Origin of the sequence: Effusibacillus consociatus, from assembly GCF_042652925.1 — a bacterium.
GTDB lineage: Bacteria > Bacillota > Bacilli > Tumebacillales > Effusibacillaceae > Effusibacillus > Effusibacillus consociatus.
Genome location: NZ_JBHSHC010000112.1, coordinates 92,075 through 113,575, shown reverse-complemented (window position 1 = coordinate 113,575; position 21,501 = coordinate 92,075). Strand labels below are relative to the sequence as shown.

At 46.1% G+C, this 21,501-nt stretch carries 24 protein-coding genes; 5 read left to right on the top strand and 19 right to left on the bottom strand.

Annotated features, from left to right (window positions below; all coding sequences use genetic code 11):
• The first annotated feature begins 53 nt into the window (after positions 1–53).
• Entirely contained in the window at positions 54–470 is a 417-nt protein-coding gene (locus ACFO8Q_RS15465) for a hypothetical protein (protein WP_380026712.1), read from the top strand.
• On the opposite strand, the gene ACFO8Q_RS15460 is transcribed toward ACFO8Q_RS15465, so the two are convergent.
• On the bottom strand, positions 451–678 hold the full coding sequence (locus ACFO8Q_RS15460) for a hypothetical protein (RefSeq protein WP_380026711.1): 228 nt from the start codon (positions 676–678) through the stop codon (positions 451–453). The genes ACFO8Q_RS15465 and ACFO8Q_RS15460 overlap by 20 nt on opposite strands.
• 117 nt (positions 679–795) lie before the next feature.
• Here ACFO8Q_RS15460 and ACFO8Q_RS15455 point away from each other — a divergent pair, with 117 nt between their 5' ends.
• Entirely contained in the window at positions 796–1,857 is a 1,062-nt protein-coding gene (locus ACFO8Q_RS15455) for a YifB family Mg chelatase-like AAA ATPase (protein WP_380026710.1), read from the top strand.
• Positions 1,858–2,300: 443 nt separating this feature from the next.
• On the opposite strand, the gene ACFO8Q_RS15450 is transcribed toward ACFO8Q_RS15455, so the two are convergent.
• The 3 genes from ACFO8Q_RS15450 to ACFO8Q_RS15440 all read right to left on the bottom strand — a co-directional run bounded on the left by ACFO8Q_RS15450 (position 2,301) and on the right by ACFO8Q_RS15440 (position 4,684).
• Positions 2,301–3,899: an SIR2 family protein gene (locus ACFO8Q_RS15450; protein ID WP_380026709.1), complete on the bottom strand. Its 1,599-nt coding sequence runs from the start codon at positions 3,897–3,899 to the stop codon at positions 2,301–2,303.
• 107 nt (positions 3,900–4,006) lie between these two features.
• Positions 4,007–4,393: a DNA-binding protein gene (locus ACFO8Q_RS15445; protein ID WP_380026708.1), complete on the bottom strand. Its 387-nt coding sequence runs from the start codon at positions 4,391–4,393 to the stop codon at positions 4,007–4,009.
• A gap of 135 nt (positions 4,394–4,528) precedes the next feature.
• Positions 4,529–4,684, bottom strand: coding sequence for a hypothetical protein (locus tag ACFO8Q_RS15440; protein WP_380026707.1), 156 nt, complete (start codon positions 4,682–4,684; stop codon positions 4,529–4,531).
• A 194-nt stretch (positions 4,685–4,878) separates the two neighbouring features.
• Here ACFO8Q_RS15440 and ACFO8Q_RS15435 point away from each other — a divergent pair, with 194 nt between their 5' ends.
• Both ACFO8Q_RS15435 and ACFO8Q_RS15430 read left to right on the top strand, forming a co-directional pair.
• Positions 4,879–6,132 (top strand): DNA polymerase IV, encoded by a 1,254-nt coding sequence (locus tag ACFO8Q_RS15435; RefSeq protein WP_380026706.1) that lies wholly within the window; start codon positions 4,879–4,881, stop codon positions 6,130–6,132.
• Between the two features lie 16 nt (positions 6,133–6,148).
• Entirely contained in the window at positions 6,149–6,478 is a 330-nt protein-coding gene (locus tag ACFO8Q_RS15430) for a YolD-like family protein (protein ID WP_380026705.1), read from the top strand.
• A gap of 283 nt (positions 6,479–6,761) precedes the next feature.
• On the opposite strand, the gene ACFO8Q_RS15425 is transcribed toward ACFO8Q_RS15430, so the two are convergent.
• Positions 6,762–7,103, bottom strand: coding sequence for a YhjD family protein (locus ACFO8Q_RS15425; protein ID WP_380026704.1), 342 nt, complete (start codon positions 7,101–7,103; stop codon positions 6,762–6,764).
• A gap of 141 nt (positions 7,104–7,244) precedes the next feature.
• On the opposite strand from ACFO8Q_RS15425, the gene ACFO8Q_RS15420 reads away from it, so the two are divergent.
• The gene (locus ACFO8Q_RS15420) at positions 7,245–8,054 is read left to right on the top strand and encodes a DNA polymerase domain-containing protein (RefSeq protein ID WP_380026703.1); all 810 of its coding nucleotides are present in this window, start codon (positions 7,245–7,247) and stop codon (positions 8,052–8,054) included.
• Positions 8,055–8,264: 210 nt separating this feature from the next.
• Here ACFO8Q_RS15420 and ACFO8Q_RS23955 read toward each other — a convergent pair whose 3' ends face one another.
• From ACFO8Q_RS23955 to ACFO8Q_RS15355, 14 genes are all read right to left on the bottom strand, one after another.
• On the bottom strand, positions 8,265–8,495 hold the full coding sequence (locus tag ACFO8Q_RS23955; RefSeq protein WP_465251891.1) for a DUF7667 family protein: 231 nt from the start codon (positions 8,493–8,495) through the stop codon (positions 8,265–8,267).
• Positions 8,495–8,641: a hypothetical protein gene (locus ACFO8Q_RS15415; RefSeq protein WP_380026702.1), complete on the bottom strand. Its 147-nt coding sequence runs from the start codon at positions 8,639–8,641 to the stop codon at positions 8,495–8,497. The genes ACFO8Q_RS23955 and ACFO8Q_RS15415 overlap by 1 nt, the downstream gene beginning before the upstream one ends.
• 115 nt (positions 8,642–8,756) lie before the next feature.
• The gene (locus ACFO8Q_RS15410) at positions 8,757–8,963 is read right to left on the bottom strand and encodes a helix-turn-helix transcriptional regulator (protein WP_380026701.1); all 207 of its coding nucleotides are present in this window, start codon (positions 8,961–8,963) and stop codon (positions 8,757–8,759) included.
• Between the two features lie 138 nt (positions 8,964–9,101).
• Positions 9,102–9,707 carry a hypothetical protein gene (locus tag ACFO8Q_RS15405; protein WP_380026700.1) on the bottom strand — a complete coding sequence of 202 codons (606 nt, stop codon included), beginning with the start codon at positions 9,705–9,707 and terminating at the stop codon, positions 9,102–9,104.
• Positions 9,691–10,185 (bottom strand): Panacea domain-containing protein, encoded by a 495-nt coding sequence (locus tag ACFO8Q_RS15400; protein ID WP_380026699.1) that lies wholly within the window; start codon positions 10,183–10,185, stop codon positions 9,691–9,693. Before ACFO8Q_RS15400 ends, ACFO8Q_RS15405 begins: the two co-directional genes overlap by 17 nt.
• A 257-nt stretch (positions 10,186–10,442) precedes the next feature.
• Positions 10,443–10,781, bottom strand: a complete 339-nt coding sequence (locus ACFO8Q_RS15395) for a YhjD family protein (RefSeq protein ID WP_380026698.1) — start codon at positions 10,779–10,781, stop codon at positions 10,443–10,445.
• 89 nt (positions 10,782–10,870) lie between these two features.
• On the bottom strand, positions 10,871–11,803 hold the full coding sequence (locus ACFO8Q_RS15390) for a thermonuclease family protein (protein WP_380026697.1): 933 nt from the start codon (positions 11,801–11,803) through the stop codon (positions 10,871–10,873).
• 105 nt (positions 11,804–11,908) lie between these two features.
• On the bottom strand, positions 11,909–12,172 hold the full coding sequence (locus ACFO8Q_RS15385) for a phage holin family protein (RefSeq protein WP_380026696.1): 264 nt from the start codon (positions 12,170–12,172) through the stop codon (positions 11,909–11,911).
• Between the two features lie 14 nt (positions 12,173–12,186).
• Positions 12,187–12,855 carry an N-acetylmuramoyl-L-alanine amidase family protein gene (locus tag ACFO8Q_RS15380; protein WP_380026695.1) on the bottom strand — a complete coding sequence of 223 codons (669 nt, stop codon included), beginning with the start codon at positions 12,853–12,855 and terminating at the stop codon, positions 12,187–12,189.
• Positions 12,852–13,337, bottom strand: coding sequence for a phage holin family protein (locus ACFO8Q_RS15375; RefSeq protein ID WP_380026694.1), 486 nt, complete (start codon positions 13,335–13,337; stop codon positions 12,852–12,854). The genes ACFO8Q_RS15380 and ACFO8Q_RS15375 overlap by 4 nt, the downstream gene beginning before the upstream one ends.
• A gap of 12 nt (positions 13,338–13,349) precedes the next feature.
• Positions 13,350–13,601, bottom strand: a complete 252-nt coding sequence (locus ACFO8Q_RS15370; RefSeq protein ID WP_380026693.1) for a hypothetical protein — start codon at positions 13,599–13,601, stop codon at positions 13,350–13,352.
• Positions 13,598–14,707, bottom strand: coding sequence for a hypothetical protein (locus ACFO8Q_RS15365; protein ID WP_380026692.1), 1,110 nt, complete (start codon positions 14,705–14,707; stop codon positions 13,598–13,600). The genes ACFO8Q_RS15370 and ACFO8Q_RS15365 overlap by 4 nt, the downstream gene beginning before the upstream one ends.
• Entirely contained in the window at positions 14,707–17,991 is a 3,285-nt protein-coding gene (locus ACFO8Q_RS15360) for a hypothetical protein (RefSeq protein WP_380026691.1), read from the bottom strand. The genes ACFO8Q_RS15365 and ACFO8Q_RS15360 overlap by 1 nt, the downstream gene beginning before the upstream one ends.
• Positions 17,992–21,378 (bottom strand): tape measure protein, encoded by a 3,387-nt coding sequence (locus ACFO8Q_RS15355; protein WP_380026690.1) that lies wholly within the window; start codon positions 21,376–21,378, stop codon positions 17,992–17,994.
• Positions 21,379–21,501: the final 123 nt, after the last annotated feature.

Sequence of the window (21,501 nt, the reverse complement as noted above, 5' to 3'; positions counted from 1 at the left end):
TATGGATGACAGGACAGGGTATGGTATAATAAGAAGAAAGAAAGCAGGGGTGAATGCAGATGGATCATTGCTGCGGATTAACCATGGTTGCCCGCCTGCAAAATGTCTTCACCGAAGGCTCCGTCCTGATGCAAGATGTACCGATTCTTTTCTGCCCGACCTGTCACAACAGTTTGATCGCTCCGGAGATTGAGATGGACTACCAGTTGTATGCCCACAATTGTGCAGCTGACGGTGTCCGCTCTGCCAGCCTTCCGGATGCGATCGGAGAAGAAAAAATCCTGGACATTCTGGATCGATATCCGGAAGACATCCGGGTCAAAACAGGTCAACGGGTGATTCGGGAACAAATCGATTCCACGCTTGATCTTTTAAACTTTGCAAAACAACTTGGTGAACACGAGTGGTGTCAGGAATTGTTGGAGCGTTTGAAATTGTTTCGCGATCTGTCTAACGTTCAACCACACTGAAATCGCCGAGTATATCCCCATCTTGATATTCTTTAATGTGGTTTTTATATACAATAAGATTGTTTGTTTTTAAAAAATCTTTAAAATCTTCGTCACGCATGGCAGCCGTCAGGTGGTTGCCTTCCTTTTTTTCAAATCCCCACCACTTCACGTACGCTTCTTCAACTGACTCGTCCATTTTTCCAGCCGCGATTGATACACGAATCACATCGTTCATTCCTTTCCGGTTATTTTTATGTTGGATCTTGCGATTCCATTGTGCCCTGCAGGATGGATCCTTATGAGTAGATATGAAATTTTTATTCGATAAAGGGGTTGTAAAGTCATGTATGCATCAGTAAACGGAGTAGCTCTGCTCGGAATTCACGGAGAACGAATCACGGTGGAAGTCGACATCAGTAATGGACTTCCCTGCTTCGATCTTGTTGGTCTGCCGAGTTCATCGGTGAGAGAGGCCAAAGAACGGGTGCGAGCCGCTTTGCGCAACTCCGGATTTGAATTTCCTCTGGGGCGGATTACAGCCAATTTGGCTCCTGCCGATCTGCGAAAGGAAGGGCCCGGCTATGATTTGTGCCTTGCCCTCGGCATTCTGGGAGCATGTGGCTCGCTTCCTCTAGTACGTTTACAGTCGCCTGCAATTATAGGAGAGCTGTCCCTCGACGGTTCGATCCGACCCGTACATGGAGTGCTCCCGATGGTGGCGGCCGCTAAAAAAGCGGGTTATCAAGAAGCGATAGTGCCGGCAGGAAACGTACGGGAGGCGGAACTTGTGGAGGGTATCCGGATCATTGCCGTTCATCATCTGAACGAGGCGGCAGCTTATATTCGTGAAGGACGTTTGCCCAAGCAAGTTGAGCTTCCCTGTCCCCTTCCCACCTCCGCATTCCAGACAGAAGACCTGGCCGATGTACGCGGTCAACTCCATGTGAAACGAGCTTTGGAAATTGCTGCTTCCGGCAGTCACAACCTGCTCCTTATAGGTCCGCCCGGTTCCGGCAAGACGATGCTGGCCAGACGTCTCCCCTCGATCCTGCCGCCGCTCTTGCACCATGAAGCACTGGAAGTGACAATGATACACAGCACCGCCGGATTGCTGAGAGAAACTACCTCCCTGATTCAGCAGCGTCCCTTCCGAGCCCCGCATCATTCGATCTCCGGTGCAGGATTAATCGGAGGCGGTACGATTCCCAAACCGGGCGAAGTGTCGCTGGCCCACGGCGGAATCTTATTTCTTGACGAATTTCCGGAGTTCAGCAAATCTACACTCGAAGTTCTTCGCCAACCTCTGGAAGACGGTCACGTCACGATTGCTCGCGCCAATGCAACCCTTACATACCCCTCCCGTTTTTTGCTGGTGGCTGCAATGAATCCTTGTCCGTGCGGGTAATAACCTTGATGATTGGAAGCATTTCTACATTATATAAGTCAATGCAACTCCTGAAAAACATCCAAAAGGAAATCAACCTGACTTGTATCGTATTCAGCGTCACAGTCCAAGCACTTAATTACCGGGCCATTCTCGAACGTGAAATTCGTGTCTCCACATTCTGAACAGCGAACGATTAGTTTTATAACGGCAGTCACTCTCCTTGCAAGTACATTACGCCTCATGGTGGATATTTACCTTTAAATGAAAAAAGCGCTATTCGGCGGCTCTTTGCTCCGATCAACACGAGACACAATTACATTTTTTCAGTATCGACAAAATTTGTTTTGACTGAAGACTATCCTGGTGTTAAACTAAGTACAAATAAGAAGAAAGAGCGAACTGGTTGGTGAAGGTTTGCACATCGGGTGCAAACTGAATCCCAGGTTCGCTCTTTTGCTTACTCAATGCCCCTTATACTTTAGAAAATCGTATATTCGAATCAATTTCTTTACCCCTGATTTTGCCTCGCCGTTGGGACCGGTAAGAATATCGGGATTCTCTGTTAATACCTCACGTAAATATGATTCCATCTTTGTGATGTCGATTTGCGACTCTTCGAGTGTTTGAATATAACGAACTTGTCTTGTTAAACTGTCCGGTTCTTTTTCTAAGACTTCATTGATACTTTTGAATTTGAATTTTTCCCGGTTTTTCTTATTTGTCTGAGTAACAAAATCTTCAAAGGTTTGCTCTTCAAATTTTTTGAACTCCGGCGGAAGAGCAGTCGGGTAATTGCTTATATATTTGAATACTGGCAAGCTGTAGGCCACCTGCTTCAATAAAGTCGGTAATGTTTCTTCCACTAGGAGTTTGGGAGTGTAGTTACCTCTATCGAAAACTACATCAAGAAAAATTTTCTCCGCTGGAATTCCTCTGTACCCTTGCCTTGCAACTTCAAGAATACCAAACCCGATTACCACTTCCGGTTCTTCATCCATTTGTTCTTCACTGAGCGGCATAACCATTATTTTTTCTGTAGGTTTATTGGTCAACGCTAATTCATATATTTCTTGTTTTACTTTTCTAAACATCCGTGTCGCATACTTCGCTTTATTCTCCGCAACAACTTTCAGTAATGGCTCAAAGGAATCAGTCCGCACTTTCGTCATGTTTATCGCTTTACCGTGCCCAAAATCACGACTGTGGGTGGAAACTTCCATTTGTTCAGCATTACTATCCCACTGTACAAATATGAGCCTATTTTTCAGTTTTTCAAGATTATCCTCACTGAGACAATCAACAATCGACTTGATTATCGCTTGAATATTTTCATCATCAAGTGAGTATCCCAAGAAAATTATTGGGTGCTCTACAAAAATTGTCATCAACTTTGCCGCTAAGTAGCTATTCTTCCTCTCAAAATCCTCATAATCGCGGCTATTAATTACAATTGAATCCGGTTTAGTACAGCAACCGTGAATCTTATATATCTCACCGATGCCGTATGTCGGAGAAAAAAGTAACTCTTCCTGCCCTACATATACTGAATAATCCGGGTATAGGCTTTGCAAAAAGCAATCGTAATTTGTGCTAATTACTCCAGCGATCGATTTTTTTCCAATTTCCTTTAGCAGAGTTATTTCTGATAAATACTCGGTAGGTATATCGGTGAGATCTATTGATCGGAAGTGTTTTGAAATTTCAAGTTTAAAGGGTGAAATGCCCTGCTTAATTTCTGACTTGAACTCACTCCGGCTTTCCTCGAAGAGTGCACTTTCAAACCAAATAGTATTGAAATCCCTTTCTATTAAATCAGCAGTACAGGTCATTAGATTGTTTTTTGTTTTACTTTTATGTTGTTCCAAGAGCACTTGAGCAGCCTTGGTTTCATATTTTTCATACGCATAATCCGAGGAGTCAATCATCGATGCGAAATGTCTCAATAAATCGGGCCAATTTTCGGTGGACAGATACCTCAAAGGTAAGCCTGATCCAACGAACAAAAAAGGCAGTGATTCAGATTGCTTTAGAATTTCCTCCAACTGTTTGTTTGCATCCATTCTGGCCACCCCTCGTTCTTCAAACCTACTTTATACAATACAGCTTTATGTAAAATTTTGAAAGATAGGAAGTGGATAATGGTTAAATTTACTTAAATGGCCCTCTTTTATTTTTTTCTATTGTAGGAGATTGCAGCATTTTGCAACCGATTGAACAGAGCATTAACAGGTACCCTATATGTATCTCCGAATTTCAATGCAGGGATCTCCCCTTTGGCTGCTTTCCTCAGAACGGTTGAGTAGACCATCGGGCCTAGTTCTGCGTTTAATATCTCCTGGACCTCATACAAATTTACAAACTGGGTAGCCAGATCGATTTCCATTGGATCTACAGTCGTCTTATGTAGCTGCACTACTTTGGAGAGCAAGTATCGATTCAGTTTCTTTATCTCCGGATCAAGCTCAGCATCCTTATGAAGGATATCCAGCATGGTGGAATAATCGACTCGGAAGAGTTTTGAGAGTTGGTCTGCTGTACAGTAAATAGGCGTCATCTGGAAAGCCTCCTCTTCGAAGACTTTCGTCAACCGGTAGTGAGATGCCTGCAAAAAAAGAGGCCGTTTGGCCTCACTTCTTTGTTTTATAAACCGTATTAAGGAAATCTCGAAGAGTTTCGATTTCTCTATGGTTTAAGATAATACATTTGAAGGAACGTACCCTTCTTCTTCTAAACTATCCGCTTCAAAAATAATCACTTTTTGTCCGACATCATATTCATCGATGTAAGTTGCAACTTTTGCACCTTTCCAGGTATCAAGTACAACAGATTTGGAATCCCTTAACACGTGATCCTCTCCTTTCTTCAATCAATACGTTTTATTCAAACTATCCCCTTTTTATGATTCTTCTTGGCTTCTCTCCGCTTTCTTTCCTTCGCCTCCTTTTCCGCTAAAATTTCCTCTCTATTTTTTACCATTGAATACAAACGTACGTTCGGAATATAATACAAAACACACGTTCTTGAATGGGGATGAGAGTGATGAAATGGATTTATGGTCTCATCGACATGCAAAGCTTTTATGCGTCATGTGAGGCAGCTTCCCGGCCTGAATTCGCATGGGCACGCCGCGAGAATGACGACTCGACTGATCCGCCGCTTGTCGTGTCCGGTGACCCGGAGAGAAGATCCGGCATTATTCTGGCGGCAACGCCCACAGCCAAGAGAGCCGGTATCGAAAATGCCATGCGGCTTGGAGAAGCGCTGCAGCGCTGTCCCGGGGTGATCGTTGTCAAACCCCGGATGCAGTTCTATCTTGAAACCAGTGTTCGCATCCAGCAGGTAATTGAATACATGTTTCCGCTGTATGAACAGTTCAGCGTTGATGAAGCGTTTTTTGCTTTCCCCCATCCGTCAGCGCTGTTTCCCGATCCGGTCGACGCTGCCTGTGAATTAAAGGGGGCTATTTGGGATTTGTTTCGGATTCGCTGCCGGATTGGCCTTGCACACAACAAATGGATGGCAAAAATGACAAACAAACAGGCGAAAACACATCCGGACGGGATTGTCTGGTGGACAGAACGGGATGTCCAAACGAATCTCCACAGTTTGTCCGTCTTCGATATGTGGGGACTGAAGCGCCGGGCAGAAGTTCTGTATTACGAATTCGGCGCTCGAACAATTGGAGATGTTGCACAAATCCCGGAAGTTAAACTGCAACGTCGATTTGGGGTGTGGGGGACGGTGATCCACCGATGGAGTCACGGTCAGGATTTTTCTGCGATGAATCCTGATTCCTATGATGTGCCTCATAAGGGAATCTCACATCGCACCACTTTGCCCAGAGATTTTTATAAGCGTACAGAGATCATTATCGTCATTCAAGAACTATTGGATGAGGTCTGTCGCAGAGCGAGATCTGCAGGTCAGAAAGGCCGGCGTGTGGGTCTCGGCTTGACTTATGAATCACTTCAGGGCGGATTTTACAAAGCGAAAACGCTTAACTTTTGTTCCAATGAATCCCATGATCTGTATCCGTTTTTACTGGAGTTACTTGACAAGTGGTGGACCGGTGACGGTGTGCGAGCCGTCAGTGTTTCACTTGATCTTCTGCAAAAGTCGGATGCACTTCAACTGTCGTTGTTTGAAGATGTGATAAAAAGGAACAGTTTGTCCAAAACGGTTGATGACATACGAACAAAATACGGCGAGACCAGCATCATGCGGGCCGTCAGCCTCCAGGAAGCTGGTCAATTGTTAGATCGGAGCAAAAAGATCGGCGGACATTACATGTAGAAAGGAGTCAAACCTAATGCGAATTACCGACGGCAACATTTTTGAAGCGATGAGACTCGTATTGCCAGAACACAGAGAACGGATGGAAACAATGAAACGTGAGCTGCAGCGGCAAGAGAAACCAGTCCTCAGCGAAGACAAACTGGCGGAGATGAGCGTTCTACTCAGCGAAGCAATTCAAGACGATAGGCTCACTATACTGACCGTGTATCACCCATATGGCAATCAAGAGGTTCGGTTGTATCCGCAGCGAGTAGACCAAGTCACCAATCGGCTGATTGGCGTGGATCCCTTCGGCGACCCAGAATCCGTAAAACTTTCGGATATATTGGATGTAACAATGTAACACTATCCTCATGGAAAAAGAAAAACCAAATTCAGGGTGATCTAATGAAGCCGCACGATGTTATAAGGCTTATGGGTCGGTTCACAGACCAAATAATCGAAGAGGATGATTGGCGCTCAACGAAATGGAAGTGCTCCAAGTGCAAAACAGAATATCACTTCGAACAACCGGCTCCTAACCCGGCCCCATGTAGTTGCGGAAGCATCTTCTTTGAAAAGTGGGAATGAGTATGTGTCGTAACGACATTGACCCGCCTGGATATTGATGCAATAAAAAAGCCCCGTCACGCGGACGGGGTCTTTAAATGCTCTAACCTACCCTGTGCCTCTGCTTCGAGCATCGGGATAGGATAGATCGCATGCTTAATGATGTTTTTCTCTTTGTACTGGATACGAACATCCAGCGAACTCCACTCTTCCTCCATAATGAATACCGCATTCGAGTGAAGTTGCCTTTTTATTTGTACCAGTTCTTCCGTTATCCGATCCGCCACCGGTTGGAATAAGCCGTTCGCCCACATCTCCCCCATTGGCAGGCGTTTGATTGTCGGAACATCGTCTAATATCCACTTTAACATGATGGTTCTCAAAAGTTTCTCTCGTATCAACTCGGTTGCACGTACCATATTGACCCTCACACGAACGAATATATGTTCGTATTATAACACAAAACAACCGCCCCGAATACGATCCATAATCAGGGAATGATTGGTTTCATTGATAACCCACCTCAAACTGGTCAAGATATTAAATCAGGAGGTGCCTGTATGGATGAAAGTATCACCGTGGACGGAAGAGAAATTTGTATCAACGATCGGCTGTTGATGATATGGATTTATCCGCACGGTATAAACGATAAGAAAATTGAAAAACGCTTGGTTCCCGAGAGCGCTCCTGATTGGATCACTCAGACTTTCTACAAAGGGAAACAGCGAATCCTGCTGAATGACCGTGCGACACTCGCATGGGTCGGCAGTTATCCGGGACAAGAGATCCACGTTCCTTTTGATCGACATACACAGGATGGTTATCCCACGGAACTGGTATTCGACTTGGACCCACCGGATAGCGATCATTTTGAATTAACATTAGAAGTGGCACTCAAACTCAAAGAAGTATTAGACTCTCTTGGGTTTGTCAGCGTTCCGAAAACATCAGGTGCCACCGGTTTACAAATTTACGTTCCGATCCAGCCGGAGTACACATTCAAGCAAACCAGACACATCAATAAATTTATTGCTGACTATATGTTGCAGCAAATGCCGGAAAAAATCACTCTGGAAAGAGTAGTCGAAAAGCGCGGAAAGAAGCTGTATTTTGACTATTTGCAACTCTGGGCGGGAAGAACCATGGTAGCGCCCTATTCCGTTCGAGCTAGAACCAACGCAACCGTATCGGCCCCGGTGATGTGGGAGGAGCTTCAGCGGGGATTCGATCCGACGGATTTTACTATCATCAATATGCCGGATCGAATAAGGAAAAAAGGAGACTTATTTAGTCTTGTAACCACAGAAAAACTCACTCAAAGCCTGGACGAAATTCTGGGGTTTCTCCAGAGAAGAGGGTGTATTATATGAAAGTAACTATCTAGAAACAAGCCTACGAAGCAGTTATACTTGAGCTTGAAGTGTCTGACCCGCCACCGATGTATTTACAGATACCGTGTCGAGACTGCAAGGATGGTATCTTTTATATAACTGATGAGGATTTTTTTACTTGTCGGGTGTGCCGTGGAACTGCGAGGCTCTGGGCAAGTATGTATTAAAATAAAAAGAGGGCTAACGCCCTCATGAACAGGTCTTTTCTAACGTCTCGATCTGTCGGCATATTTCATGGAGCCAAGCCGTATCATTTGTCATAGAGGCGACCAAGGAAAGGTTTTCGAGCGTGGCAAGCTTCCAAGCCCTCTTTGCGTTCGCCTCTAAGCAAACAATCATCTCTTTTTGCTCCTCGTCCGTGAGGGGCCTCTTTTTTTGTATCGTCCAGAGCTCCGCCATACGTTGGTGAATCCCCAGCATCAGAATCCAAACACCTCCCCGATTGCGGTCGGCAACAAACTGAACACGATCCACACCACTGTTCCAGCACAAAACAGAATTCCGATCAGACTCATAACTTCGCTGATGACCTTACTAACGATCCACAGTTTGACAAGTTCCTTCAATTGATTCACTCCTTTTCGGTTGATGGTATATATGTATGTAGATGATTTCAAAAGTTGCCTGTCCAGTTTCAAAAAGAAATTCATTTATTTCAATTACCTAAATTAAAAAAGAACCCTATCCGGGCTCCTCCAAGTACACGATATCTTCAACCGGCCTGCCGGTTCTTTTTGCAATACGTAACACCCACTCTAAACTCGGTTGCGTTGTTTGGTTCTCCCAACGATTATACAGCTGTCTTGCAGCCCCTATATATTCAGCAAACTCAATCTGATTCATTCTATGGTCATGCCTGATCTCTTTCAATCGATTTCTGACAGCCACATCCCCCACCTCACTCGGGATATTCGATTTCGTGACTGTCGAATCCTTTGGCGAAAAACGGCGAAAATTGTAGGTGTTCACAATTTAATGTGGACAACATGTGGATACGATGTGGAAAAAGAAACCGGACCATCAGCTTCAAGAAGCAGATGAATCCGGCGTCGTATAGGCGTCAAGTATCTCGCTCAATTCATTGTATTTCTTTTCTAGCTCTTTATATTGCAGCAATAGTTCTTCGTAGGGATTCAGTGGTTTATCGAAGAATTTTAGACCTCCAAATCTTTGATCAGGGTACAAGTTATGATGCGGGTCCAACCACACGACATAAAACCTGTTTTCAATCATAAATCCGTGTACTCTTCCGCCGGAGGAAGAAAGGCGGAATTGGATGCATTTATCCTCTCCCAACTGTTCCAGCATACCTTCGGGAAGATCGTAGATATAAGCTGTTTTCTTCCAATCATGCGGATGCACATCGTAGTGCTGCCTTTGTTGAACCACGAACTCATTTCTGCTTAAACGTGATATCTCCCTGAGGTTCTCAAAAAGATGAAGGAACCAACCACGATCGGTTCCTCCACAATTAAACGCCTGATGTTGGAGATCCAAATAATGATAGTTGAACCAAATTTGGCCCTCATGTAATTTGGATATCTCTTGTTTTCGCTCTTCCGCTAAGAAGTTATGTTTCTTTTTTACGGAAGATTGGGATTGGGCCTTTGGGATTCTACTCAATTTGCCCATTTTCGAGCTCCTTGAGATAGTAATCTTTTATAACCTCGTCTTTGATTCGGTTATTGCACGGAACGTATTCAGGAATACTACCACGAGCCTCCATCCAAGGATCTTCCTTGTGAGTCAGAAATTCCAACTCGTCACCGTCAAGATGACCATAGGAGTCATACACTTCCTGTATGAACTCCATCAGTTCTCCTTCTATCGGAGACTGATCTTCTTGAGGAATTGTCTGCCAGCCAAAGTGCTTGTATTCGCTATATAACCCCGGGTCAACCGGTCCGTGAATCCATGCTTCAAAATTATTTCTAAAGAGACGTTCGCCCTGAAGGGTCAGATGCCACGAATAAGCATAGTAGCAGAGTTTTTGAAGTTTTTTATGTGTCATAGCCTCAAGAGACAGAAACGCCTTGGCTACTTCAAAGATTGTTGTTTTTCCCATTTCCCTCTCCGCCTTCTTGCTTATAAAATCGAAAATCTTCGCCATCTGAGCTCACCGCCTTTTATCTGTGTACCTTATCCTATTAACCAATATAGCCAACAGATGACAGGTCAGATTCATCAGATGTGAAATTTTGTTCGGTATTCATCATACATGAACCCGAACAAATTTTCCATATTGAAATGTTGTTAATATCTTGAGTTTACATATTCGATAAAGATTCATGTTTTTTCCTTCTCGATAGAGATAATACTTTTCTCTTTTATATGACAATATTCGACAGCTGCGAGAGGATGCCTACGTCATAATAACTTGGCCATATGCTCCAACCTTCCCTGTGCCTCCGCTTCGAGCATTGCCATCATAAATACAACTTCGCGTTCATAACCGTTCTCTTTATACTTGATATAAACATCGAGCGGCCGCCATTCTTCCTCCACAATAAAAAAAGCGTTCGAATTGAGGGCGCGCTTTATCTCCACCATCTCATTTGTAAGCTTTTCATGCAGCGGCTGAAGCAATCCTTTCGTCCACATTTCACCCCGCGGGAGCGTTTGCTTGATCTCTTTAGCGTCCTCCAAAATCCACCTTAGCATGATGGTGCGGAGTAACTTCTCGCGCATTAACTCGGTTGCTCTCATGATGATACCTCACAAATACGAATATATGTTCGATTTTGCCACAAAATAAAAAAACCTCCCACCCCGAAGGGCAGGAGGAAAATTCCGTATTATTCGCAAGCAACACCGTCTCCGTCACGATCCAGTGCAGTTCGATAGCCCGGATCACCTCTATGCAAGGGTGCAGCACCGGCTGCTCTTGCTTCCGAGCAGTTTTTATAATAAACATTGCTTGGCTGCGGTTGCGGAGCTGGTGCAGGCTGTGGAGCTGGTTGTGGTTGCTGTTGTGTTTTCGTTGGTTCTTGAGTCGGTTGAGTAGTCGGTCTCTGTACCTCCGGGTGATACCCGTCATCCCGAGCGTAATTCTCGATTGACCAAATACCAACCCCGGCTTTTCGAGCCTTATCCTGGATCGCACGATATTGGTCTACGTACTTCACGTCCGGTGGGTAAACCGCAACTCGCGCAAGCCCTTTTTCTAAAAGTTGCTCCTGAACGGACTTTCCGTCAACATACACATAGAAAAGGAGCCGACCATATTTGTCCCGTTCGGAAACATCTTTCTCCAGTTCTACTTCCTTTCCTGTCAACAGCTCGGAAGAGAATTTCGAGGCTTCTGGCCCAAACGGTTGAACAGGTTTATCAGGATGTTTGGTTTCCGGTGTGTCCACCAGAATCATCCGAACGGTCTCCTCTTTCCCATTTAAGTTTATTTTAAAAGTATCCCCGTCGGTCACCGACAATACTTTCGCTTTAAGTCGGGCAGGATTAACCACAGGAGCACTGGTCTGTGCTTGTGGTGTATTATCGATTGCAGTTGGCTTCGCACTAACTTGCTCTTTTTTCGACTCCACGTTCGCAGTTTGTTTTTCTGTCGGCTGCTCGGAATCATTGACCGCGCCAATAAAAAACAGAATAAACGCTACTAACGAGGCTAACCAGGCTTTTTTGGCTCGGCCATTCTTTTTCACAAGACAAATAAAGCCGTAGACCGCAAGAACAATGAACGCCAAGAAAGATAAAATTCCTAAAGTCATCCACATTTTCTACACTTCCCCCTATCTCATTTATGACAATTCAATCCTATTCGCGATCAATATTGAAATTCCTTCCAAAGAAAAAAGCCCCAGCCGAAGCCGGGGTATACATTATTGTCCCAATGTGTTTTTGGTGCCGCTATGGATTCCCACAGCAATGGCAGCATACAAGAGACCGATTAAACCAGCTCCTACATATCCGTGCTGTTGGGTGTAAAACACGATTCCAAGCGCGATCCCCACACTTGCAATTACCGTTGGTATCCACTTAGTCGGAAACCCTCCGCTTTTGAGCATCAGTCCCAAAAAGATAAGAGCCGGCACAATACCGACTCTTGGGTCTGCAATCACTGCAGCGATATCAAATTCAATCATTTTTTCCACTCTCCTTAATATTTCTTGTCATAGTACCAACCTTTAGACCGCATGAACGTTTCAAACTCTTGTGATGCTTTGCTACCTTCACCAAATCCACCCGTAACGTAGTAGCAAATTTTCGGTTTGGTTGCTTCTTGCTTCGGTTCCATTCCGAAACCGGCACATATGGCGCGGTAATGGTAGCGGGCAAGTTTTTCCCGTTCTTCCGAAGTATCAAAGTGCTGGATGTCGGAGGCGGAGTCAATGAAGCAGGATTCCGTGATAATAGCTGGACACTTGGTCTCCCGAATCACTGCAAAGGTGCTATGCGTGGCTTTCACTCCGCGGTCATACAGCCCTTCTTCTGCTTCGAGGATGTCAACGAAGGTCTGCCCTACTACCCGACCAATGCCAGTTCCATTGTAGTCCAACACTTCTGTTCCGTATGCTTTTCCGTTGAAGGCATTGAAATGAATTGAGACAAAGAAATCACAGTTTTCCCGATTCGCGATCCTGGCCCGTTCAGACAGATCCACGAATACATCTGATGTTCTTGTCATTACAACTTGAAATCGATCGTCAGACAAAAGAATGTCACGCAGTTTCAAAGCTACATTCAGCGTAAGATCACATTCTCTCAAGCCATTCCCGACCGCCCCCGGATCACTTCCGCCATGTCCAGGATCGATACATACTTTCATTTCGATTCTCCTTTCTCTCCCGATTGATGTCGCTGCATTGCTCGGTTCATCTTTGCCTGTAGCTCCGATTCAACTGATTTGAAAATGAACTCCGGGATCCACTTCCCCCAACCGGCTCTGATCGAGTTCGCCGCGAAACTTTGCCACGTGTGGTAAATCAAAGCCAATGTGATTCCGTAAAAAATAACGCCTGGAGTCTGGAATGCCTTATCAAGTAGATTCGCAAATGCTGGGAGGAAAAGCATTACAATGGTTCGTATCACACCATCGATGCCATATTCGGACGAATAGGTGCCGTCTTTTTTAGCGGCCCGGGTTCCAGAAAGCCAATCGAAACCAATCGCACCCGCCAAAATAAGGATCATCAATAAATGATTTGGCCCGTACAATACTTCAATCAATCCTCCTAGTCCGCCACCAATCAAAGCTGCCACCCCCGTTTCGAATTTAAAAATATTGTCCAGGTTTAAAGCCTTCAACATAAAATCACTCCCCTAAATGATTTTGCCTAAGATAGCCCAGCCGTTCCCAACTCTGCCCAATAGAACTTTGTCGTTTGCGGCTGGGGTGTAGCTGGACAAGTAAGGATACTTTCGAGAACTTGCTGTTGTCTCACCATCGAATAGAACTGTTGGACGGCCAGAAGTATATCCGGTTGGGATTGTTCCCAAACGAAAAGCAGGGAAGGTATTCCCCTGCTTGTCATCTGGGTTGAGAATATTAAACAGATCATCGGCATCACTCATATGGTAATCACCCGCCTAATCCGGTGTTTCATTGGAGCTGTAGCTCGAAACTCAAACTCCCATGATACCTCAGAGAATTTCGCTGAAATCCCCAGCTTGGTGTGCTCCAACGTGAATACATCAGAGTCGCTATGAAAAGGCATAATCCCCGTTTCAAACTCCACCGCCTCATACACCTGTGACGCTTCGAACGCTTCCCTCTGTACTAAAGTATCCAACGTCGTCTGATCAGCCGCATCCACTTGTTTTGGATCGGCCATAATTATCCGTCCTCTTGAAACAGTACTCGTTGGGCTGTTGGCATTTGTATTGGTATAAACTGATCGAAGCGGGGACCGATCCGCTTCCGACACGTACAGAACCCATTTATTTGGAATCTTGAACAAATCCAATTCATGCTCGGCACCCGGAAGAATCACACTTTCCTTATCCGTCTTATAGGTGTACTCACTGGCCCGGACGGTTGGGGAGACATACGGCTGTGCAATCGCAAAACCATCATCATCAAACCAAAGGGAGCGATAGTTGATCGCTCCCAATAAGTCATTGATAATTTGAAGTTTTGAAGTTCCGGGCTCCCAGTCACGGTCAGCAGGAAGTGTTTTATCGGTAGCAGTTAGGTTCTGCAGTGTAATTCCGGCATTGTCAAGAAGCGTTTTGACGCGCGTGATATAGTTTGTTCCTGCAACAATTGTGTACCGATCTTCGACTTTATCATCCTTAAGAACCTGTAGCTGGTCGTAAGCTTCGATATTACGGAAGACGGAACTGGTTGCCCCGGCTGATCTTTTGGGGGTGGACAGAAGAAAGACACCTTTCGGAAACTCCGCCCACCCTCCTGACATCCGGAGAAGAACCCAAGGCTTAATTCGATCACTGAGGAAGTTTATACTTCCATCATCTCTGATCTGGAATGTGGCCGTTCGTTTAATCTCGTTGAACACGTTATAAGCGACCTTACTTCCAGGCATGACATTGGTTAGCCAGGCTTTATGCTTGTTCGTATTGTCCAACAGTTCGTATTTGAAAGCCAATTGCCGATTGGCAGCGTGAAGGGCTTTCTTTACGTCATCAGCAGTGTACCCGTTCCTGGAAAGTGAGAGCATCAGACCGCCTCCTCATGATCGATCGCATCGACACGAATCGTGGTCTTTCGTCCCCACATTTGGTCATTCTCAGGAAGTTCAAACACAACCCCAAAGATCTTACGCCCGTTTCCATCTCGGTAGCAGAGGGTCCCAAGTCCGAAAATCAGAGTTTGAAGTTTTGCGTAATCAGAATCCTCTTTACGAAGATCCAGTTGAACCGTTGCCGACTGTTCAGTCATGGTTCCAAACTCCGCAACCGGCAGATCCCGTCCGTCATACTTCATCAGTCCGCCTTCGGGTTTCCAGGTTGAGCTTCTTCCGTCGCCGTCCCACTGGAAGTTGTACAGTGTGCCCACCGGATCCGCAACGTCATGCAGCCACACTCCGGTCAGCGTAATGCTGGAACTTGCAGTCGTGCTATCGGTGTAGGTCGTGTTACTTCCCTGAGCTCTCACATAGTACTCATAAGTGACACCCGAAGCGACCGCATAATCGTTGTAAGTTCCGTTGTTTGCAACTCCCGTTTTGATTCGGGTCCAGGCCGTGTCCCCGACTTTCCTCCGGTAAACATCGTTTCCGGAAACCGTTGGCTGAGCGCCGGTCGGAGTTGGGTTTGTGATTGCGATAGCAATGTATCCGGTCTGTGCAGTGGCCGTGATCGTAGGAGTTGCAGGCGGCGTAAAGGACACCGTGAAAGTATTCGTCACGTAATCGCTCCAAAGACCGTCTGCATTCTTGATTCTCAGGTTCGCAGTGTATGTCGTGTTGTTTGAAAGGTCTGTCCCTACCGTCACCGCTTTATTGGTGCTTACTACGTACCCGGAATCCCACACAACGGTAGACCCTTGTTTGATCTGCAACTGGTAGTTTGTTTGTCCGGAACTAGACCATTGCACCGTTGGTCTTGCTATAGCGACCGTTCCGTTATTTGCCGGGTCCGTGATCGTCGGGTTAGCTGGCTTATCTCCGGCAAAGAAGGTTTGCTGTGCTGAATATGGACCGGAAAGCCCGGCTTGGTCATACGTCCGAACTTGCCATTCAATGGTTCCCCTCGGGAATGTATTGGCCGGAGCGTCCCAATACTGATTCGTCGTTACTTGCGTGACGGTGTTCCATGGATTAGCGGGCGTTGCCTGTAATCTCCACTGGAGATCGAACTTACTCTGTGGGTCCGGTGCGTTCGGGTCGTTGTGTTGCCAAGAAAGACGTTGAACCAATGCCCTGTCAACCGGTGTTCCGTTCGCCGGAGCGAGGTTCGTCGGCGCTGTGGGTGCCGTGTTATGGATAATAGAGAACACGCCGTTGCTTTGATCCCAAGCTCCATAAGCCGATCCGTCATATGCCCGAATCCGTATTAATGCGGTCGAGGTTTGCGGTTTGCTCGTAAAATCGTAGGTGTAACTCGTCGCGCCCGCCGCCGTTAATGCCACAATGTCCGACCAGGTTGCCCCGTTATCCCCTGAATATTGGATTTGGTATTGCAATTGACTTGGTGATTTTGTTGCAAAATTTAATCTTGCACGGAGCGTAGAGTTAACTATTGATCCATAGGAGCCATTGTAATAACGCACTGTACTGCCTGTTTTATCCGCTTGTGAAAGCGAAATGCTGTTGTACGGTGATATATAACCAAAACTTAACGCATACTTTGCGCCCGCTGTTAAGCTAATGCCTACCGAAAGCGGCGGTGGCGTTCCTGTTTGTGCGTGTGATTGGTTAATTCCCCAAACCTCCGTTGTTACATTGTCGTTTGCATCTACGTTATAAATAGACACCCTGTACTGGTCGGGTGAAGTGTATCCGTTCAATTTCCACTCAACGCTATCCAAATAAGTTGAATCGGAAGGAACGGTAAATACTTGCCAAATTTTAGTTACAGTACTAGACAGTCCATTATAAGTAGATTGTGCCAATGTGTATCCCAAATCAACTTCGGGACTTGATTGGTCTGTCGCCCCATTCCATGTAATTGTGTGACTTGCGTTCCACGTTTCGCCGCCGTTTGGTGCGGTTACGGTTGGGGCGGTTGGAGCAGGATTGTACACAACTGTCAGAGTTGGGTAGTAAGTCGAGCTAGTAGAATACTCTTTTGACGCGAAATAGACAGATTGTGATTCCCCCGTGACAGTCCCTACTCTTAAGGCAAATCCGCCGTTAGATGCTTGCCCCCACCATTTATTCACATATCCTTCGAGTCCGTTGAATCGAACCTTTCCGCCACCCGTACCGAAAATCGCCGTGTTGGTGTTTAGATATGTCATTGTGGGCTTATTCCCATTGCTTAATGTTGACTCCGTCCAGTCCGAATTGACGACATAATGATAAATAGTGAAAGAAACAGACGTTTGCGAAAATCGATAGATATCCGCATAGGCGGACGATGCCGGTCCCGTAATAGAAGACAAGTCGAAAGAATAATAAACAGTGGTTACTCCGGAAGTGTTCGCGGACGTACCCAACAGCAATTGTGTATCCGATCCGTGATTTGTCGTACTTGCATCATAATCATTTAAATAAGAATCTTTTCCAACCCCTGTGCCTACGGAACCTATAGTGACAGTTGGGTCAATCATGATTGGATACGTCAGTCCGGTTACATCGGCAACCATATCGATGTATGTTTTCTCATTTTCCCGGCGAATCACTTGGGAAACGTCTCGCCTAGTCCCGTTCGCGTCCTCCAACCATGCAGGCTGTAACTTCAACATTCCTGCTGTCAGATCATCCGCAAGATTCCCGACCACTTCAAATGTGAACTTCGTCGGGGCTTTGTTAGTTTTAAGGTGAAGAGTTTCCTTGATTCCTCGATCGGTAATCTCAAGGCAAACATCTGTATCGTTCCACGGGTCTTGATACACAACACAATTTGTTTTATCCGGCTCCCGATATCCCTGAGAAGGAGAAGTCCCGACCGGCTTGAATGTCAGCTTGTCGGGGCCTTTTCCTATGGTGTATCCTTTTCGGAAGTTCCGGGGGATTGAAGCTGAAAACGGAACTTTCAGGGCGTGGAAGTCCATTAACGCACGATCAAGGGAGTTCTTCTTCTTCAGATCACGAACTTTTGCTTTCTTCTCCCGGAATTCCTGAACCTTACCTTTGTAAACCGGATCTTCGATCTGGTCAAAGTCAGCTTCATCGAACAGATCTGTGTTGATGTTGTGAAGATTCCCTGCCTCGTCCTCATAATGGATGTCGCCTGAATAAATCACAGCTTGATAGGAACCGTCCACGAGAAGGTAATGCTTAGAATTTTTGGTGCGTTTATTCAGGGCTTCACCTATGATTGTTTGGTTCGTTGGCAATTATCTCACCCCCCTAGCTCGTGCCGGTTGTCTGAGTTGATTCTTTAGGATCGGAACAACTGATTCTTGAATAACTTCCTTCACCTGGTCTTTGAAATCAGAGAGTCCATACACAGGTTGATTGAAGGTTATCGGAATCGTAATATGAATACTTTGTCCCGTTTTATCCAATGGGACAACAGAAGCGCCGCGGGGAAGATTCAATAGTTCAGGTCCTTCCTCACCGACAAGGACCGTTCCGGGCTTCGTAACTGTTCCACCGGTTGCCAGGCCTGGGATATCCCGCAGCAGTGCCCCGCTGTCTGGGTCGTAGTCGATGCCCGCCCTAAGTCCCGCCGCTTCCCGTGCTGCGTTTGCCTGGTCGTGAATGGCATCCCTTGCTGCTTGGTCGGTCGTTGCATTCCATTGCTCTCCCAAAGTCTCCAAGGTGGACGAAAGTGAAGACATTGTTGCTGACTGGATGGAAGATCTAATACTCGCCACTATCGATTCAACCTGTGATTTAATGCTGCCAAGTTTTGCGAGTAGTGCAGGAGTTTGGTCATCCAAGGCCTGACCTAGAGATAACATGAACTCAGTACCGCCCTCTTTTGCCTTCTCGACAAGTTCCTGCATTGACTTGACCAATTCGGCTACGATCTCGGCGTTCTTTTTGTCCCACTCTTCCTTGTACTGAGTAAGTTGAACCTGAGTGTTGGCAATTAGTTCACTGATCTTTTGGGCGGTTTGTTCTTTCAGACTCTCCAACTCAGCAGTTGCTTCAGTCGTGGCGAGGGCTTGTTTTTCCTGCCACAAAGTGGCATACTCTGATAACTGTTCATTCGTCAAAGAATTGAGAGCCGTGATCTCTGCTCCAGCACTTGGCCCCATTTGTCGAAGCTGTTCAAGAAGTCCGCCGCTGATTCCACGTTTAGCAAGTTCGGCAATGTTTTTCGCCCAATTTTTGAAAGCATCCAGTTGGCTCCGGAGGTTACTTAACAACCCTTCACCGGAAACGTTTTTCTTTCCGACCGAATCAAACAAGCCAACAAAGTTCGCAAGACTCTTGGAGCGATCCGCCACCGCTTTTTGATACTGATCGTTGAGGTCTCGTATCCCATCAGCAAGCTTCTTATTGGCTTCAGACACCTTCTTTTCGTAATCCTCTTGTGCCTGGGCCAAATCTCTGTTGAACTTGGTCACTACATCGGCAACCTCTTGCTGGAGAGCTCGCATTTGTTTCTTTTGATCTTCAATGGCCTTGTTCGTATCTTCGATCTTATTTTTCAGTTCGACCTGAGCTGCCTGTTCTTTCACGATCTGAAGATACAAATCTTTTGCCTCTTGCGAGTGCTCGCCCAACTCATATGCAACGTCGTTGTGAGCCTGCTTCAGCAATACCAGCCGGTTATTGGAGATTTCCATCTCTTTGTTGAATCTCTGTAGTTCACCCTGCAGCTTGACCAGTTTTGAGATGTTGTTCGCTCCGAACGTCGCCGCGAACTCTGCATTCATTATTTCTAAGTCTGTATTGATTCGTTGCAGTACTTTTCCGACTGCATCTGTTATCGCTTTTGCCATGAGAATGGCAGAGCTGACTGGATTATCTTTGTTTTCCTCCATCCCTTTGGCGAGACCTTCGGCAATATACCGACCATATTCAGCCATAAGACGCGAAGGCGATTTGATTTTGAAGAAGTTCTTTACTGCGTCTGCTACATCTTGGGCAAAGTTATAGGCCATCGTCTTCGCATATTCCCACTTCTCTTGGAATCCTCGAACGATCCCCATGATAAAGTCTCTACCCATTCTTAAGGCGTCGTCTACCCATATAGCGACTCCTACATCGATTTTTTCTTGGATTCTTTTTAAAGAGTCATAAATTTGCTTGGGACCATGGTTCCCAATGGACATCCCAAGATTTCGCATCCATTCAAGTCCTTTTTTATATAAATCGTCACCTGTGCCCTTGATTCCATCGAGAGCTTTATTGATCACACCTTTAAGTGTGGGAAGTAGATCTCCGCCTTTCCAACCTACCGCCTGTTTTAATCCATCCATAAGAGCCCCGCCAAAATCCTTGAACATTTGCCCGGCCTTATCTTTTATCCACGACCCGATATCGATTATTTTTTTGAGAAGCCACTCTGTCATGGTACCGACGAATGGTATCTTACCCAAGGCTTGAGCTATCTTCATTGTCCACTTTGCAGGAGCGAACATGATAGTAATCAGGAGACCCAAGATAACATCCCAGTTCTGCGCAAATATCTCGATCCAAAGAAACGGATCAAGTAGACCTTCTACGAATCCTAGAACGAACCCTGTAGTATATACAACCGCCTTTCTCCCGACTTCCGCCCACTTCACTTGACTGAGTTGATTCGTAAGCCAATCTTCAAACTTTTGGCCAAAGTCGGAAAGGGATTGAAAAGCGCCGCTGATGGTCAGACCAATCTGACGGCCAATATCCTCCCAATCCCCCTGCTCAAGATTCGCCCTGAGTTCGCTGACGTAATCCTTCACTTCCTCCAGCCGGTCTTTCATACTGTCTGGAATCATAGCGGCGAGGGCCCCACTGACACCAGAGGTTTCAATATTCTTTTTAAACTCATCGGTAAAAGCGATTACTGCAGGCATGGCGCTTTTCAGAGATTCGAACAATGGTTGAGTGAGTGCTCCCAGGGTCATGTTCATATTGTCCCGGATCGTACTCATCATCCCGGTAAAAGTCTTGCTCTGCTTGTCCATGGCCCCCGCAAACTTCGTTCCCATTCCCTCAATCAATGCAGGAAGAGCAACGTCCGCCATGAGTTTGCCTTCCTCGGCCATCTTCATGAGCTCCTGCTTGGATTTGCCCAGCTTCTGAGACATGATATCCCAAGCACCGATCCCGCGCTCTGCCAGCTGGTTCATTTCCTCAGCGGACACTTTTCCTTTGGTCAGCATTTGACCGAGAGCCATTGTCACACCTTGGAGAGTTTCCTCGTTCCCGCCAATGGCCGCTACAGCATCCCCAACCGCTTTCAGGTTGGGCATAATCTGTTCAGCGTTAAAGCCCATGGCAAGCATTAACTTGGCAGAATCCTGAATACCCGGGAACTCGAACGGTGTAGTAGCCGCAAACTTTTGGAGGTCGCCAACCATCTTCTTGGCTTTATCCGCGCTTCCGAGCAACGTTTCGAAAGATATCAACGCTTGTTCCATGTTGGCATTAAACTGCACGCCTGTTTTGGCACCCACTGCAGCCAATCCAGTAAGTGCAGCCCCGGCAACTGCAGCCCCGTTCGCCACAACTTGCATTGCCTTTTGTGATGCATCCGAAAATTTGCTGAATACCCGGTCTGCAATGGAACTCGCTTTATCCTGAGCCCTGATGACGATTTCAACGCTATTCTTACTCGCCAATTCCACGACCTCCCCTCATTTGGGCTTCGTACTGCAGTTCGATATCTTGGATAATAAAAAAAGCCGACATAATCTTTGCCGGTTGATCCAGAACCCCTCCCTCATGTGGTAAAGAATTGAACT